Origin of the sequence: Cryobacterium sp. TMT2-4 (genome assembly GCF_004402575.1) — a bacterium.
Taxonomy (GTDB): Bacteria; Actinomycetota; Actinomycetes; order Actinomycetales; family Microbacteriaceae; genus Cryobacterium; species Cryobacterium sandaracinum.
The window spans coordinates 74932-91433 of sequence record NZ_SOGE01000037.1 but is presented as its reverse complement, the minus strand read 5'-3'; the positions used below and the strand labels follow the sequence as shown (position 1 = coordinate 91433).

The following is a 16502-nucleotide window of genomic DNA, read 5'->3' as shown; positions in this document are numbered from 1 at the left end:
CGCACATCCAGCAGCGGTCGTTGGCCAACTCAGGAGATCCAGCCGGGCCGTGCCGGGCATCCGCACCAATGCCGCACTAACCCGCGGCGGCCGTCTACTGCGGGCAACAGATGTCCTGAGTTAGCCACACACACACGGGCCCGGGTGCGAGGGCGCCCCGCGGGCGGCAGCGCCACATTCTTCGTCGGATACGTCGCGGGAACGGCCGGGGAGAGGTCCGTTGCCCTACCGCTGGGGGAAACCGTGCGGGAGGCTATGCAGAATGGGCTGCAGACGGTCGAGACGCTCCCGCTCGAGCTTCAGCGCCGTGGACTCCCGGCTTCGGCGCACCGCGGCGACCCCGGCCAGGAAGACCTCCGCCGGGACCTCTGGCTTCGGCGACACGAACGGGGCGGCCTCGGTGGACAGGCTGTCTGCGAGGCGCAGCCGCGTAGCCGGAGTCAGCTTGTCGGCCTGGTGGAGAAACTGCGCGATGCGGCGGGACAGGCGATCGGGGAGACGCACAATGTCGACCGTCTGGGCCCAGGCCTCGAGCACGGGCGGCAGCGGGACGGTTCGATCAGTGAGGCGGGGCACCCGCTCGTGCTGGCTGTACGTGCCGGCCAGCAGGTCGCCCAGGCGTTTGGACTTGCTGTTCAGAAGCGCAGTGGTGGCGGCGATGCCGCCGAACGTCAAGTAGATCTCGATGATGCCCAGCAGGGCGCGGATGAACGCGTGGCGCAGCTGGATCGCGCCGCCGTCGTCGCGAACGATGCGGGCGCCGATGGCGAGCTTGCCCAGGGACCGTCCGCCGCTGGCCGTTTCGACGGCCATCGGCACGATGAGCAGGCAGACCACCAGGCCTGCGATCCCGAGCGCCCGTCCGAGTGCGTCGTCGATTGCCACGCCCGTGAGGCCGGCCACAAGAAAGGCCACCCCCAGGAAGAGGAGGATGTAGGCAACATAATCGATGATCGTTCCGGCGGCGCGCAGGATGATGCTGGCCGCCCTTACATCGAGGGCAACGGCCTCGCCGGTGACCAATTCCTGCTCGCTCCACGAATACTGGCCGTGATCGGCCACCTTGCCGGGCTGCTCCATGTCTACTATTAGAGCAGATGGACCTTGACGCATATTCAGCGGCGCACCGCGCCGAGTGGGACCGCCTGGCTGAGCTCGGTACGCAGCGGCGGCTCTCCGGCGCGCAGGCAGACGAGCTGATCGAGCGGTACCAGTCCGGCGCGACCCAGCTGTCGGCGATCAAGTCGACCGCCGGTTCGACGCTGGAGGGTGACCGGCTCTCGGTGGCGCTGTCCCGGGCGAGGCTGCGGTTCACGGGGGCGAGCGCGAACGTTGTTTCCCAGATCCCGAGCTTTTTCGTGCTGCAGTTGCCAGCCGCCCTCTACCGCCTACGGTGGCTGACCCTTGCCGTGGCGGTAGTGACGATTGTGGTCGCGGGCCTCTACGGTTTCTGGATCTCCGGCAACCCTGAGGCCCTGGCCGCCGTCGGCTCCGACGCCGAGCTGCAGAAACTCGTCAACGAGGATTTCGTCAACTACTATTCGGAGAATCCCGCGGCATCCTTCACCGGCTTGGTCTGGACCAATAACGCGTGGATCGCCGCCCAGGCCATCGCCTTTGGGATCCTTGGCGTCTACGTGCCCTACATCGTGCTGCAGAACGCGCAGAACGTCGGCATCACGGCCGCAGTCATGTTCGCCTACGGCAAGGGCGACGTGTTCTTCCTGTACATTGCACCGCACGGCATGCTCGAACTGACCGCTATTTTCGTGGCCGCGGCAGGTGGACTGCGCATCTTCTGGGCCTGGATCGCCCCGGGGGCCCGCACTCGCGCGCAGGCTTTGGCCGAGGATGCCCGCGCCCTCTCGACGGTGGCCATCGGTCTGGTCTTCGTGCTCTTCGTCTCCGGGGTGATCGAGGGTTTCGTCACCCCGGCCCCGTGGCCGTGGCCGGTGAAGATCGGGATCGGCGCGGCCGCCCTCCTCGCCTTCCTCGCCTACATGCTCGTGCTCGGCCGGCGTGCCGTGCGGGCGGGTGAGACCGGCGACCTGGCCGAATTCGAGGCCGGCAGCACTCGGATCTACGCGGCCTAGCGCCTAGAGCCGGCCGGCGGCCTTGAGCGCGATATAGCGGTCGGCCAGTGCGGGTGGCAGGTCGGCGGGGGAGCCGGTGACGACCTCGGCGCCCTGGCGTCGGATGGCGGCCGAGACCCTGGCCACGTCGAGCAGTGCCCGTTCGGCGGCCGCCGCCCGGTAGATCTCCTCCCGGTTGCCGCGCGGGCGCGTGGCCTCCAGGGTGGTTGGGTCGGTGACGGATGCGACGATCACGGTGTTTCTGCGGGTCAACTGGGGGAGCACCGACAGCAGGGCGCTCGAGGCTCCGGCCGCGTCGATCGACGTGATCAGTACGACCAAGGCCCGGCGGCTCGTCACCGCGCGCACCTCCCCGGGAACGGCCGACCAGTCAGTCTCGATCAGCTCCGGTTCGATCAGGGCCATGGTGTCGACCATGCGCGAAAGGAGCTCCGCTCCCTGCGCACCCTGCACGCGGCCGCGCACCCGACGGTCGTAGGCGATGAAGTCCACGTGGTCGCCGGCCCCGGCCGCCAGGGCGGCGAGCAGCAGCGACGCCTCGAAAGCCGTGTCGAGGCGCGGCTCGTCGTCGATGCGCGCGGCCGAGGTGCGGCCGCTGTCGATCAGGATGACCACCCGGCGGTCCCGTTCGGGGCGCCAGGTGCGCACCATGACGTCGTTGTGCCGGGCCGTGGCCCGCCAGTCGATCGAGCGTACGTCGTCTCCGCGCACGTATTCGCGAATGGAGTCGAACTCGGTGCCCTGGCCGCGCACGAGCAGGCTGGTGCGCCCGTCGAGCTCCTTGAGTCGGGTCATGCGCGACGGCAGGTGCTTGCGCGAGTTGAAGGGCGGGAGCACCCGAATCTGGCCCGGTGCCCGGAGGGTGGCCTGACGGGCCCACAGCCCGAGCGGCCCGAACGAGCGCACCGTGACCTGGTCCACCCGGCGTTCACCGCGCCGGGTGGGCGTCATTCGCAGCGACACCAGCCGTCGCTCGCCAGGAGGCAGCACCAGCGGCGTGCGGTTGTTGCCCGTCCCGGCTGACGGCTGCCAGGCATCCCGCACCACCATGGTCAGTCGTCGACCCCCGGTGTTGGTCAGGTACAGGTCGCTCGTCACGCTTTCGCCCAGGCGCACCCGGGAGGGCATGCTGCGGGAGAGCACGATCTTCCGCGGCGATCCGGCCTGGGCCAGGTCCAGGATGCCGAGACCCACCAGGGCGAGCACCCATAGTCCCAGCACGGCCGTCGCCATCCCCGGGGTACTCCCGAGTATCACGATCGGCACGACGCCGAGCGCGAGGAGGGCAACGAACCGACCGGTGAGCGTCACTTAGATCGGCACCTGCACCTGGGCGAGCACGGCACGCAGGATCGCGTCCACGGACACGCCCTCGAGTTCCGCCTCCGGCCGCAGCTGCACGCGGTGCCGCCAGACCGGCAGCACCATCGCCTGCACATGGTCGGGGGTGATCGAGTCATAGCCGCTCAGCCAGGCCCACGCCTTGGCCGCGGCGAGGAGCGCGGTCGTGCCGCGCGGGCTGACGCCGAGCTTGACCGACGGGCTGCTTCTCGTTGCGCGGGCCAGGTCGACGATGTAGGCGAGAACGTCCGGACTGGCGCCCACGGATGCCACGGCGGCCTGGGCCGTCTTCAGCTCCTCCGCGCCGAGAACCGCGGTGACGCCCGCACCGGCCAGATCGCGGGGGTTGAAGCCCTCAGCGTGGCGCCGCAGCACCTCGAATTCCGCGTCGCGCTCCGGCACGTCGAGCACGAGCTTGAGCAGGAACCGGTCGAGCTGGGCCTCGGGCAGCGTGTAGGTGCCCTCATATTCGATCGGGTTCATGGTCGCCGCGACGATGAACGGGTCCGGTAGCGGGAGGGAGCGCCCGTCGACGCTGACCTGGCGTTCCTCCATCGCCTCAAGGAGGGCCGACTGGGTTTTCGGCGGGGTGCGGTTGATCTCGTCGGCCAGCAGGATGTTGGTGAAGACGGGGCCCTTGCGGAACTCGAAGTTGCCCACCCGGGCGTCGTAGACGAGTGAGCCGGTCACGTCGCCCGGCATCAGGTCCGGCGTGAACTGCACCCGTTTCGTCTCCAGGCTGAGCGAGTGGCTCAGGGACCGCACCAGGAGGGTCTTGGCGACGCCCGGCACACCCTCGAGCAGCACGTGGCCGCGGGCGAGCAGCGCGATGATCAGCCCGGTTACCGCGCCGTCCTGTCCGACGACGGCCTTGCCGACCTCGGTACGGACTTGGGCGAGGGAGCCTCGCAGGGTATCGACAGGGGTATGAGTGCTCATGAGTCCATTCTTCCGGGTGGCAGGGGCGTGGTCGCGCGGGCCGTGGCCCGCTCAATTTCCTGGATGCGGTCGGAGAGGGCGACGAGATCGGAGTCGGATGCCGGAACGGCGTCCACCAGCACGGTCCGAACGTCGGCCGGCGGCCGGTCGACCACGGTGGCCACCATGGCGATCACATCGTCGAGGCTCGCCAGCCGCGACAACCCGACCTGGCCGGCAAGGCGCTGCACGGCGCCCACCCGCAGTGCGTCGAGGGCGCGCAGACGGGCGTTGCTGCGCGCGTAGAGCCGGGCCCGTCCTTCCATCGTCTCGCTGGCCCGCACGGTGACCGGCAGGTTCTCGGCGACGAGAGGCCCGAAGCGCCGCCCACGCCAGACGGCCGCGGCCACGGTGACCAGCACCAGCAGGATCAGGGTCGGGGTAACCCAACCGGGCGTCAGTTCGCCGAGCGACGGCGTTCCGGTTCCCGGCACATCGGCGATCGTGGGCAGGTACCAGACGAGGTCGTCCCCCGCGCCCAGCAGGTTGAGTGCGAGAGCGGCATTGCCGGCCTGGCCGATCTTCTCGTTGCTGAACAGGGTGCCGTCGGCGAGCAGGGTGAGGGTCCGGTCGGCGGTTGCCTGTTCGACCAGGGCGAAGGCGTTCTCTCCCGAGGTGAAGCATCCGCTCAGCTCGGCGTCGTCGGCCGGGATCGTGAGTGTGGAGCCGCCGGGGGAGAGCTTGTCGGCCTTGACCGCGGCCGCGACCGTGCAGGCGGCACGGGACACCGCGGTCTGGGACACGCCGCCGAAGCCCACCGAGGGGATCAGCGTCTGCAGCGCCAGGAAATCGGGGGAGGCCACCACCGTGCGCGGGGCCAGGGCGGACATCGCGCTCAGCTGGTCGTCGGTGAGGTAGCCGCTCTCGTCGAAGAAGAACACGGTGGAGTTGGCGGCGGCGCCGGCCAGGCTCCGCGCCTCCGCGAGGGTGTCGGCGGCGGTGACGTTGACACCCTGTCGGCGGAGTACCTCGACGAGCGCCCGCGCGCCGGCTGGGGCCGCGCTGTCGGCCCCGAGGGGCTTACCGCCCACGCCGCCGCCCGCAGCGAGGACGGTGCTGACGACGGCGACGATCAGTGCGCTGACGCCGGCGAGCAGCCAGTACCGCGCCCGGCGTCCGGCTTCGCGCAGGGTTGGTGTGGAGGAGACGGCGTTTTCGGCCGACTGTGAGGCCGTTTCGATGAGAAGACTCATGGCTTCTTCGTCGGGGCTGGGTCCTCGAGGTGCGGCGGCCGGGCGGCCCGCAGGTCGCTCTCGAGCGCCGCCAGGGCCAGGAAGCGCTGCTCGGTGCCGTCGACCCCCAGGTAGCGCACCCCGTCGAAGAGCTCGGCCGCCTCGCTCAGTCGCACCCGTTCGCCGGGAAAGGCCTCGGCGGCCCGCGCCGCGAAGGAGTGCGCGGTGGTGCCCGGCGTCACGATCAGGATGGTGCGCTCGGACAGTCCGCGCGCCAGCGCCCGGAACATCTCGGCACTCGCCAGGTTCCAGTCCCGGTGGGAGGCGGCGGCCAGCGCGGCACGACGCAGGTCGACGGCGCCGCGACGGTCGTCGACGCCGAAGAGGTCGGACGCGAGCCGGCTGCGCCGGTTGAGCCGGGGCAGGCCGAAAATGAGGAGGGCGGCGACGACCAGGACCACCACGGCCACGGTCAGGAGCAGGGGCACCCAGGCGGCGAAACCGTCGGCCGAGGGCGCGGTGAGGGAGGCGAACCAGTCCAGAATCGATGTCGACAACCGGTCGAACCAGGTGGGCTTGGCGGCCTCGTACGGAGCCTTGGCCAGCTCTTCCCGCAGCCACTTCCGCGCTTCGGGCGCGCCGGGATCGACCGGTATCGCCGCCCGGATCACCGTGTGGATGTGCGACCCTGCGATCATGCTCAGGCAGTCTCCGAGGCGTGTGCCGGCTTCGACCGGTAGGGGTCTAGACCGGCGCCGGCGGCCGATTCGACGAATCGGGCCAGCTCGAGGTCGAGGCCTTCCTTGCGCATCCGCAGATCGATGTAGATCAGGGCGGTCGCGGCCGACTGCACCACGGCTGCTACGGCGCCGAGCACCAGGCCGATGAGGATGGTCAGAACGTACAGGATCACTGACGGGAGGTACGCATCGAAGGCGGCGTTCGGGTCGACCACGGAGATGGCGGCACCGAACAGGAGCGACAGCGGCGTCGTCACAATCTGGGAGACGACGTTCACGACCGTCGCGACCAAGAACTGCACGCCGAACGTGCGCCAGAAGTAGCCGCGGGTCAGCGACCAGGACCGCCCCACCGCCGCCCGGATGCCGAGCCGTTCCAACACGATCATGCTCGGCACGAGCGAGGTCTTCGTGAACAGCCAGATGCCGAGCGCGAGAAGGGCGACCGTACCGAGGATGCCGGTGACCACCGCCAGACCCACGCCCGCTCCGCCGAGGGAGGCGAAGAACACCACCAGTCCGGCCACGAGGGCGATGGCCGCAATCAGGGCCGAACTCAGCATCAGGGTCCAGAGCACCAGCGGCCAGAGGCGTGGCAGCACGGCGCGCCACAGGGCGCCCAGCCGCAGCTTCTCTCCGAGCGTGGCCCGGGCCACCTCGATCACGATGACGCCCTGCAACAGAGCGGATGCGACCACCGCCAGAGCCAGCGGCACGATGGCCGAGAGCACAATGCTGAGGGTCGCGCCGGCCTCGAGCGCGTCGCGGTCCTCCAGTGGAGAGTTCTCCACCCGTGCGAGCGCGAAGTAGGAGACCAGACCCACGATGACGACGGCGATCAGGGCGACGCCCGCCTGAACGAGCAGCGCGCTGCCGAAGGTCGCCTTCGGGTTGCGACGCAGAACCTGGAACGGCGCCCACAGCAGGGTTCCGAAACCCAGCGGGCGCAGAGGGATCAGTCCCGGTCTGGGTGGCGGCGTCCAGGTCGGTGGGGGACCCCAGACCGGCGGCGTATTCGCGCCGGGAGCAGCGGTCGGTTTTGCCGGGGGCACAAAACCGGCGGGCGCGAGGGGCGGTTTTTGCTCGTCGCCGACCGGGATGCTGCGCCCGTCATCGGTCGGGGAGTGCCAGTTCTGCGGGTCGGTCACGAAACCTATGCTGGCATACCTCGGTGTGGAATGAGCGCGTTGAGCTTTCCTGCGGCGCCGTCGACTACTCTTGAGCCAGTGATTGCATGACTCACCGGGGTATTTTGGGTGACTGAGTGGAAAACGGTTTGATGAACGCACGCATTTTAGTCGTAGACGACGACACCGCGCTGGCCGAGATGATCGGCATAGTGCTGCACGCGGAGAGCTTCGAGCCGGTCTTCTGCGCCGACGGCTCCCTGGCCCTGGAGGTCTTTCGCGCCGTCAAGCCCGATCTGGTCCTGCTGGACCTGATGCTGCCCGGCCTCGACGGCATCGAGGTCTGCAGCCTGATCCGCGCCGAATCCGGCACGCCCATCATCATGCTGACCGCGCGAACCGACACGACGGATGTCGTGAAGGGCCTCGAGTCCGGCGCTGACGATTACATGGTCAAGCCGTTCAACCCGAAGGAACTGGTCGCCCGGATCCGCACGCGCCTGCGCCCGATTTCATCGGAGACCCCCGCCAACCTGCAGATCGGGGACCTGGTCGTCGATGCCGCCGGGCACGAGGTGCGGCGCGGTTCGCGGCAGATCAACCTCACCCCGCTCGAATTCGACCTGCTGCTGGCACTTGCGTCCAAGCCCCAGCAGGTCTTTACCCGGGAAATGCTCCTGGAGCAGGTCTGGGGCTACCACTACAAGGCGGACACCCGCCTCGTCAACGTGCACGTGCAGCGTTTGCGCGCCAAGGTCGAAGACGACCCGGACAACCCGCGCATCGTCATGACGGTGCGCGGGGTCGGCTATCGGGCCGGCGCGGCCGGCTAGGTTCCTCGTGTTCGGTGGCACCGGTAACGACCGCAGCGTGTGGCGGGACTGGCGGGACTGGCGGGACTGGCCGGCCAGGATCGGCGGACTGTGGCGTTCCTCGCTGCAGTTCCGCACGGTGACCATCACGGTGGCGCTGTCCGGGATGGCCATCATGGTGGTCGGGGTCTACATCTCCGCGAGTGTGGGCAACGACCTGTTTCAATCAAGACTGAACCAGGTGCTCGTCGACTCGAACCGGGCCACGACCGCCGCCCAGGGCATCTTCGACGCCTCCGACGCCGCGGACCGGGTGGAGGTGCAGACCCTGGTGGGCTCCGCCCGCACCCTGATTACCGCGGCATCCTCGTCCCAGATGATCGCCATCTTCCGGTCTCCCGGGCAGGACGCCTCCACTGTGGCGCCGCAGGACTCCTCGTCATTCGGTGATTCGACCGGCGTGATCACGCCCGCTCTCCGCCTCCAGGTGCAGGAGAAAGCCGGGGAGCAGTTTTGGCAGTCGGTGACGCTTGCGACGGATGACGGCGCGCTGGTTCCCGGCATCGTCGTCGGTTCCCAGCTCACCGTGCCGGTCGCCGGCCGGTACGAGCTGTACATCGGGTACAGCCTGGCCGACGCCGAGGCAACCCTGGCTTTCGTGCAGCGAACCCTCGGCATCGCCGGCCTGGTGCTGATCCTGCTGATCGGTGGCGTGACCTGGATTGTAGTGCGCTTCGTGGTCACCCCGATCCGCGTGGCCGCGGCCACCAGCGCGCGGCTGGCCTCCGGTGACCTCGGCGTGCGCATCCCGGAAAAAGGTGAAGACGTCATCGCGACGCTGGCCCGTTCCTTCAACGGCATGGCGGACAGCCTGCAGAGCCAGATCAAGGAACTCGCCGATCTGTCCGAGGTGCAGCAGCGCTTCGTGTCGGACGTCTCGCACGAGCTGCGCACCCCGCTGACGACGATCCGGTTGGCCGGCGACGTTCTCTATGACCACCGTGCCACGTTCCCGCCGGCGGTCGAACGCACGGCCGAGCTCCTGCACACGCAGGTCGAGCGCTTCGAGCTGCTGCTGAGCGACCTGCTCGAGATCAGCAAATACGACGCCGGGTCGGTGCAGCTGGAGACTGAGCCCACGAACCTGGTGCACCTGGCCGAGGACGCCATCGAAGGGTTGCGCTCGCTCGGCGACTCCAAGGGCACGGTGCTGACCTTGGTGGCACCGGGCGGGCACCTCGACGCGGACGTCGATCCCCGCCGCATCCGCCGCATCATGCACAACCTGATCGGCAATGCCATCGAGCACGGAGAGGGCAAGCCGATCATCGTGTCCGTCGACAGCAACGAGAGCGCGGTGGCCCTGTCGGTGCGCGACTACGGCATGGGTATGAGCCAGGCCGAGATGGCCCACGTTTTCGACCGGTTCTGGCGGGCCGACCCGTCGCGCAAGCGCACCATCGGCGGCACCGGCCTCGGCTTGTCGATCTCCCTCGAAGACGCCGTCGTGCACGGCGGCTGGCTGCAGGTCTGGTCGCACCCGGGGGAGGGGTCGTGCTTCCGGCTGACCCTGCCGCGCAGCGCGAACGGAACGCTGTCGAGCTCGCCGAGCCCGCTGCCCCCGGCCGATGCAGGCGGCGGCACGGCCGCCGGAGAAACGGGAGGGCACTATGCGTAGTCGAACCCGGATGTTCGCTGGCCTGGTCGCGCTCGCGGTGGCCCTGACCGGATGCGCGGGAATCCCGCGCGACGGAGGCGTGCGCGCGGGGCAGACCGTGCAGCCCGGCGCCACCCCGGCACCCGTGTTCCTGCCCTCGCGACCGCAGAAGGACGCCACCCCCGAGGCGATCCTGCGCGGCTTCATCGACGCGGCGACGAGCCCCGACAACGACTACGCGATAGCGCGGGAGTTCCTGGCTCCGAACTACAGCAGCTCCTGGGAGCCCGACTCCGGGGTGACCATCGACGACGCCACCGGGCGCAGCATCGTCTCCGTCGGCGAGGGTCAGATGCAGTTCTCGGTGAATCCGGTCGCCGAGGTGGATGAGCGCGGCGAGTACCGCGAGGTCGAGTCGCCCACCGCGGTGGCGTTGCGCTACCAGTTCGTGCAGGTCGGCGGCCAGTGGCGCATCGGCGCGGCCCCGAACGGCACGGTCGTCGATCGGAATATCTTTCAAGATGTCTTCACCGCCCAGGCGCTCTACTTCTTCGACCCGGGCTTTAGCTACCTGGTGCCCGATCTGCGCTGGTACCCGCGCAGTGGGGCTACTCTGACGAAGATCGTCAACGGACTGCTCGACGGCCCGAGCCCCTGGTTCACCGGAGCCGTCGTGACGGCGTTCCCCGACGGCACCAAGCTCACCGCCGATGCCGTGCAGGTCATCGCCAGGGACGCCAAGGTCGACCTCAACAGCGAAGCGCTGAACGCCGACCGGGTCACCCTGCAGCGAATGAAGGCCCAACTGTCCAACAGCCTTCCGCCCGGGCTGTCCGCCACCATCACCGTCAACCGCAACCTGCAGGACATCGCCGAGTTGAGTGCGAACGCCCCGACCGCGAATTCCCGCGTCGACGCCCGGGCGCTGATCCTGCGCGAGGGCGAATTCGGATTCCTGGCGGCAAGCGGTTCCTCGATCAGCCCGATCGCCGGATTGTCCGGCTCGATCGTCGCCCTGGACCCGACCTCCGTCACCCTCTCGCCCGGTCAGACCGCGGCCGCGGTGCTGACGGGAGCGGGAGTGTACGGCGTCAGGGTCGGTGACGACCCGGTGCAGCTCGATCCCCGCCAGGGGCTGATCGCGCCTGCCATCGACAATTACGGCTTCGTCTGGTCGGTGCCCGCCGCCCGCCCCGGTGAACTGTTCGTGTACGGCCCGAACGGCGAAGCGACCGCCGTCCCTACACCGTGGCCGGAAGTCTCGGCGATCCAGTCGTTGCGCGTGTCGCGGGACGGCACTCGGCTGATCGCCCTGCTTCAGTCGGGCAAGGACAGCCGATTTGTCGTCAGCGCCATCACCCGGGACAAGAGCACCCCGGTCGCGCTGGGCGACGCGGTGCTTCTGGCCGCGCCGGGAGGCACGGCCGTGGACGCGGCCTGGATCGACGAACTCACCGTGGCCTGCCTGACCCGCCTCCCCAGCGGTGAGGGACGGATCGTGGCCTTGCAGCTGGGTGGACTCACCACGCGCCTCGAGTCCGCGCCGGACAGCGTCACCATGGTCGGCAGCAACAACCTGCGCGACCTGCGTGCGCTCTCGTCCACGGGCGGTCTCCTGGTGCAGCGCGGTGCCGGCTGGCAGGAACGACTCGGCGGTGTCACCCTCCTGGCCACCCAGCAGGGTATCGGCGGGTAGCCCCTCCACCGATCGTGCGGAAGCCGGTTCTGCACCGGTTCGAGCCCCGCGCCCGGGCCGGCCGGGCCTGGCCCCACGATGGCGGGATGCGCCCTCCAGCCGGCCTCTCCCGGGCTGCCCTCGACGCGTGGGCAGTTCTGATGCCCACCGAGTGCAGCGGCTGCGGCATGCCCGACCGGGCCCTGTGCGGGGTCTGCCGGGCAGCCCTGGCACCGCGGGCGCACAGCTCCGAACGATCGGGTGTCCTGGTGTGGTCCGCTTTGGACTACTCCGGCGTGGCCAGGCGGGTCCTGGGAGCGTTCAAGGACGGTGGCCGAACGGATGCCGCCGGCGCGCTGGCCGGTCCGCTCCGGGTCGCCGTGGCTGCGGCGCTGGCCACCATACCGGAGGGTGCCGGGGTGCACCTCGTGACCGTCCCCTCGTCACAGCAGGCGTGGCGCATCCGTGGCTATCACCCGGTGGAGCTGCTGCTCCGTCACTCGGGGCTCCGGCCGACTCGGTTGCTCCGTACCGTGGGCGAGACGCAGGACCAGGTCGGACTGGGCAGCGCAGAGCGAGGCCGGAATCGAACGGGTTCGCTGGTCGCGAACCGGTCGCTGTCCGGCCTCCGTATCCTGGTCGTCGACGACATCCTGACCACTGGGGCAACCGTGCTCGAGGTGCGACGTGCCCTGCTCGCTGCGGGCGGCGAGGTCGTCGGCGTGGCCACTCTGGCGGAAACACGGCGTCGTTTCCCCGTTGCCGAAAGTACATCGAAAACAGATTGACAAAAGGCTGTGACTTATCCGGCGCGCACGGCTACGGTGGGTCGTGAAGGCGCGTAATAATCGCCCAGATACGGGCGGTTCGCCAGATCTGGAGGTCGTCATGGAAATTAACATCGTTGGACGAAACCTAGGGATCACTGATCGTTTCCGCGAGTATGCCACCGAGAAGGCCGAGAAGGTCGCCGGTCTTGCCGATAAGGCGCTGGCTCTCGAGATCAAGCTGAGTCGCCACCGGGAGAAGAACGGTGCCACGGGCAACGACCGGGTCGAACTGACCCTGATCGGCAAGGGGCCGATCGTTCGAGCCGAAGCCGACGGCTCCGACAAGTACGCGGCGTTCGACGTCGCCCTGGGGCGGTTGCTCGAACGGGTGCGCCGCGCCAAGGACCGCCAGAAGCTGCACCGCGGCGGGGCCCACCGTCCCATCTCGTTGCACGACGCGGCATCCGTCGATTTCAGCGTGGTCGACATCAAGCCGGCCGACGCCGAGGTGCTCGAGCGGGTGCGCACCGGAGCAATCCCCGTCGTGAACGCGGAGACGCCGGCAACCGAAGAACCGGACGACGTCTACAACCCCGTCGTCATCCGCCGCAAGGTTTTCGCGGCCGCACCGATGACCGTCGACGACGCCCTCTACTTCATGGAACTCGTCGGCCACGACTTCTACCTGTTCCAGGATGCCGTAACCAAGCGTCCGAGCGTCGTCTACCGTCGCAAGGGCTGGGACTACGGCGTGATTGAACTGGACGAGAACGCCGATGAGGCCGGGGAGGTCGTGCCGCCCTCTCGGGAGCGCAGCAACTGACCATCCAGCCTTGTTATAGTTGCCGCATGCCGGACGTTGTGAGCGTGCGGCAACGACGACAGGCGTGTGCACACGCCGTGACGACTAGTGGAGTGCATTCGTGGCCTCAATTCTGGAAAAAGTACTTCGTGTTGGTGAAGGGCGTCTGCTGCGCCGTCTCGAGCAGTATGCGAAGGCCACCAATGCGTTGGAAGATGACTTCAGCCACCTCACCGATGAGGAGTTGAAGAACGAGACCGTGGTGCTGCGTGAGCGCTACTCGGGCGGTGAGTCGCTGGACGACTTACTGCCCGAGGCGTTCGCCGCCGTGCGTGAAGCCTCGACCCGCACCCTGGGACTGCGCCACTTTGATGTGCAGCTGATGGGCGGGGCGGCCCTGCACCTCGGCAACATCTCCGAAATGAAGACCGGTGAGGGCAAGACCCTCGTGGCCACGACGGCGGCCTACCTGAACGCCATCACCAGCCGCGGCGTGCACATCATCACGGTCAACGATTACCTCGCCAGTTACCAGAGCGAGCTGATGGGTCGCGTGTTCCGTGCCCTCGGCATGACCACCGGCTGCATCCTGTCCGGCCAGACGCCGGCCCAGCGCCACGAGCAGTACCTGGCCGACATCACCTACGGCACGAACAACGAGTTCGGGTTCGACTACCTGCGCGACAACATGGCCTGGCAGTCCTCCGACATGGTGCAGCGCGGGCACTACTTCGCCATCGTCGATGAGGTCGACTCGATCCTGATCGACGAGGCGCGCACGCCCCTGATCATCTCCGGTCCTGCCTCCGGCGAGGCCAACCGTTGGTTCACCGAGTTCGCGAGCCTGTCGACCAAGCTCATCCCCGACGTCGACTTCGAGGTCGACGAGAAGAAGCGCACCGTGGGCGTGCTGGAACCCGGCATCGAAAAGGTCGAGGACTACCTCGGCATCGACAACCTCTACGAGTCCGCGAACACCCCGCTGATCTCCTTCCTGAACAATGCGATCAAGGCCAACGCCCTGTTCAAGAAAGACAAGGACTACGTCGTGATGAACGGCGAGGTGCTGATCGTCGATGAGCACACCGGGCGCATCCTGATGGGCCGTCGCTACAACGAGGGTATCCACCAGGCGATCGAGGCCAAGGAGGGCGTCGCGGTCAAGGCGGAGAACCAGACCCTGGCGACGGTCACCCTGCAGAACTACTTCCGGCTCTACTCGAAGCTGTCCGGCATGACTGGTACCGCGGAGACCGAGGCGGCCGAGTTCATGAGCACGTACAAGCTCGGCGTGGTGTCCATCCCCACGAACAAGCCGATGAAGCGTATCGACCAGTCCGACCTGATCTACAAGAACGAAGAGGCAAAGTTCGGCCAGGTCGTCGAGGATATCGTCGCCCGGCACGAAAAGGGGCAGCCGGTCCTGGTCGGAACGACGAGCGTCGAGAAGAGCGAATACCTGTCGCGCTTGCTCGCCAAGAAGGGCGTGCGGCACGAGGTGCTCAACGCCAAGAACCACGCCCGGGAGGCCGCGATCGTCGCGCAGGCCGGACGCCTGGGCTCGGTGACCGTCGCCACCAACATGGCCGGTCGAGGCACAGACGTCATGCTCGGCGGCAACGCCGAGTTCCTCGCCGTCGCCCAGATGAACGCGAAAGGCCTGAGCCCGGTCGAAACCCCCGAGGACTACGAGACCGCTTGGGACGACGTGTTCGACGCCGTCAAGGCCGAGGTCGCCGTGGAAGCTGCGAAGGTCGTCGACGCCGGCGGCCTGTACGTGCTCGGCACCGAACGGCACGAGTCGCGCCGCATCGACAACCAGCTGCGCGGTCGCAGCGGACGCCAGGGTGACCCGGGCGAGAGCCGCTTCTACCTGTCGCTGACCGACGACCTGATGCGCCTCTTCAACGCCGGCGCCGCCGAGAGCCTGATGGGCCGCCAGGGGATTCCCGACGACATGGCGATCGAATCCAAGGTCGTCAGCCGAGCCATCCGTAGCGCGCAGGCGCAGGTCGAGGGCCGCAACGCCGAGATCCGCAAGAACGTGCTCAAGTATGACGACGTTCTGAACCGTCAGCGCGAGGCGATCTACGGCGACCGCCGGCACATCCTGGAGGGCGACGACCTCCACGAGCGCACGCAGCGCTTCCTGGAAGACGTCGTCGACGAGGTCCTCGAGGTGCACACAGGCGAAGGCAACGGCGACGACTGGGACTTCGATGCCCTGTGGACCGAGCTCAAGACGCTGTACCCGGTGGGACTGACCATTGACGAGGTCGTCGCCGAGGCCGGCAACCGCGGCAAGATCAACCGCGACTTCATGCGCCGTGAGATTCTCTCGGATGCCAAGGTCGCTTACCTGCACCGAGAAGAGTCGCTGGGTTCACCGGCGATGCGTGAACTCGAGCGCCGCGTCGTCTTGTCGGTCATCGACCGCCGCTGGCGCGAGCACCTTTACGAGATGGACTATCTGAAGGACGGCATCGGCCTGCGCGCCATGGCCCAGCGCGACCCCCTGGTGGAGTACCAGCGCGAGGGCTTCGTCATGTTCCAGCAGATGATGGGCCAGATCCGCGAGGAGACCGTCGGTTTCCTGTTCAACCTCGAGGTCGAGGTCAGCCAGGCCCCCGGCGCCGTCGCCGGTCCCATCGTCGCCGCCAAGGGACTCGCCCCGGCCGCGGCCGCGGGTGAGAAGCTCAGCTACACCGCCCCGAGCGATTCGGGCGGAGTCGAAGTACGCAACCAGCGCGGACAGATCCAGCAGGCCGCTACCGACCGTGCCCGCCGGGCGAGCGCCGCGGCTCCCGCCGATGAAGCGGAGACGGACGTGGTGGCCGGACCGCCCCAGCGCGGCGCGTTCGGCCAGCGCGGCGACGACCCGAAGCCCGCTCCGGTCAATCGCTCCGAACGGCGCGCTCAGGGCAAGAAGTAGCCCGGTCAGGTCCGTGCGCCTTCATCGAACGATGGAGGCGCTCCCGGAGACCAGAGCCGACCGCACCGCGTGGACGCCGTTCATCACGGCGGGGCTCCGCGTCCGGTAAGCGAATTCGACGGAGATTCTCGGATGAAACTGCCTTTTCGGAGTTTTTAGGGTCGACTCCGGCGAAATCTCCGTCGAATTCGTTCGGGCTGCGCGGTGGAGTTCGACGGGGATCCGAACCGCTCGAGCGCTGCCGCGCATCCGGCGGGTCTTGTGGCCAGCATGGGAGAATCGACCCGCCGGGCCGGACCTCCGCGCTGGTCCCGCGCTGGTCCCGCGCTGGTCCGCAGCGGTCACACACGTTCGAGTCGCGTCGCGGTTCACTGCGCGCCTACCTCGGCAGTGGGAACAATCC

At 68.4% G+C, this 16502-nt stretch carries 13 protein-coding genes; 7 read left to right on the top strand and 6 right to left on the bottom strand.

Annotated features, from left to right (window positions below; translation table 11 throughout):
* Positions 1–225 precede the first annotated feature (225 nt).
* Positions 226–1080, bottom strand: coding sequence for an RDD family protein (locus tag E3O54_RS13195; RefSeq protein ID WP_134401765.1), 855 nt, complete (start codon positions 1078–1080; stop codon positions 226–228).
* Between the two features lie 17 nt (positions 1081–1097).
* Here E3O54_RS13195 and E3O54_RS13190 point away from each other — a divergent pair, with 17 nt between their 5' ends.
* Positions 1098–2093, top strand: a complete 996-nt coding sequence (locus E3O54_RS13190) for a stage II sporulation protein M (protein WP_134373640.1) — start codon at positions 1098–1100, stop codon at positions 2091–2093.
* 3 nt (positions 2094–2096) lie between these two features.
* On the opposite strand, the gene E3O54_RS13185 is transcribed toward E3O54_RS13190, so the two are convergent.
* The 5 genes from E3O54_RS13185 to E3O54_RS13165 are packed head-to-tail and all read right to left on the bottom strand — an operon-like array spanning position 2097 to position 7472.
* Complete coding sequence (locus E3O54_RS13185) at positions 2097–3404, bottom strand: DUF58 domain-containing protein (protein ID WP_104099839.1); 1308 nt, start codon at positions 3402–3404, stop codon at positions 2097–2099.
* Positions 3405–4373, bottom strand: coding sequence for a MoxR family ATPase (locus E3O54_RS13180; protein WP_134343285.1), 969 nt, complete (start codon positions 4371–4373; stop codon positions 3405–3407).
* Entirely contained in the window at positions 4370–5605 is a 1236-nt protein-coding gene (locus E3O54_RS13175; RefSeq protein ID WP_134401764.1) for a DUF4350 domain-containing protein, read from the bottom strand. Before E3O54_RS13175 ends, E3O54_RS13180 begins: the two co-directional genes overlap by 4 nt.
* Positions 5602–6282 (bottom strand): DUF4129 domain-containing protein, encoded by a 681-nt coding sequence (locus tag E3O54_RS13170; RefSeq protein ID WP_134401763.1) that lies wholly within the window; start codon positions 6280–6282, stop codon positions 5602–5604. Before E3O54_RS13170 ends, E3O54_RS13175 begins: the two co-directional genes overlap by 4 nt.
* Before the next feature lie 2 nt (positions 6283–6284).
* Complete coding sequence (locus E3O54_RS13165) at positions 6285–7472, bottom strand: hypothetical protein (protein WP_134401762.1); 1188 nt, start codon at positions 7470–7472, stop codon at positions 6285–6287.
* A gap of 131 nt (positions 7473–7603) precedes the next feature.
* On the opposite strand from E3O54_RS13165, the gene mtrA reads away from it, so the two are divergent.
* The 6 genes from mtrA (at position 7604) to secA (ending at position 16099) form a co-directional block, all read left to right on the top strand.
* The gene (gene mtrA, locus E3O54_RS13160; protein ID WP_104099844.1) at positions 7604–8284 is read left to right on the top strand and encodes an MtrAB system response regulator MtrA; all 681 of its coding nucleotides are present in this window, start codon (positions 7604–7606) and stop codon (positions 8282–8284) included.
* Positions 8285–8291: 7 nt separating this feature from the next.
* Positions 8292–9941 (top strand): MtrAB system histidine kinase MtrB, encoded by a 1650-nt coding sequence (gene mtrB, locus E3O54_RS13155; protein WP_233191217.1) that lies wholly within the window; start codon positions 8292–8294, stop codon positions 9939–9941.
* On the top strand, positions 9934–11616 hold the full coding sequence (locus E3O54_RS13150; RefSeq protein ID WP_166785905.1) for an LpqB family beta-propeller domain-containing protein: 1683 nt from the start codon (positions 9934–9936) through the stop codon (positions 11614–11616). The genes mtrB and E3O54_RS13150 overlap by 8 nt, the downstream gene beginning before the upstream one ends.
* Positions 11617–11702: 86 nt before the next feature.
* A complete protein-coding gene (locus tag E3O54_RS13145; RefSeq protein ID WP_104099846.1) occupies positions 11703–12383 on the top strand; it encodes a ComF family protein in 681 nt (226 codons plus the stop codon).
* A gap of 100 nt (positions 12384–12483) precedes the next feature.
* Positions 12484–13188 carry a ribosome hibernation-promoting factor, HPF/YfiA family gene (gene hpf, locus E3O54_RS13140; protein ID WP_134401761.1) on the top strand — a complete coding sequence of 235 codons (705 nt, stop codon included), beginning with the start codon at positions 12484–12486 and terminating at the stop codon, positions 13186–13188.
* A gap of 100 nt (positions 13189–13288) precedes the next feature.
* Positions 13289–16099, top strand: coding sequence for a preprotein translocase subunit SecA (gene secA / locus E3O54_RS13135; protein WP_134401760.1), 2811 nt, complete (start codon positions 13289–13291; stop codon positions 16097–16099).
* Positions 16100–16502: the final 403 nt, after the last annotated feature.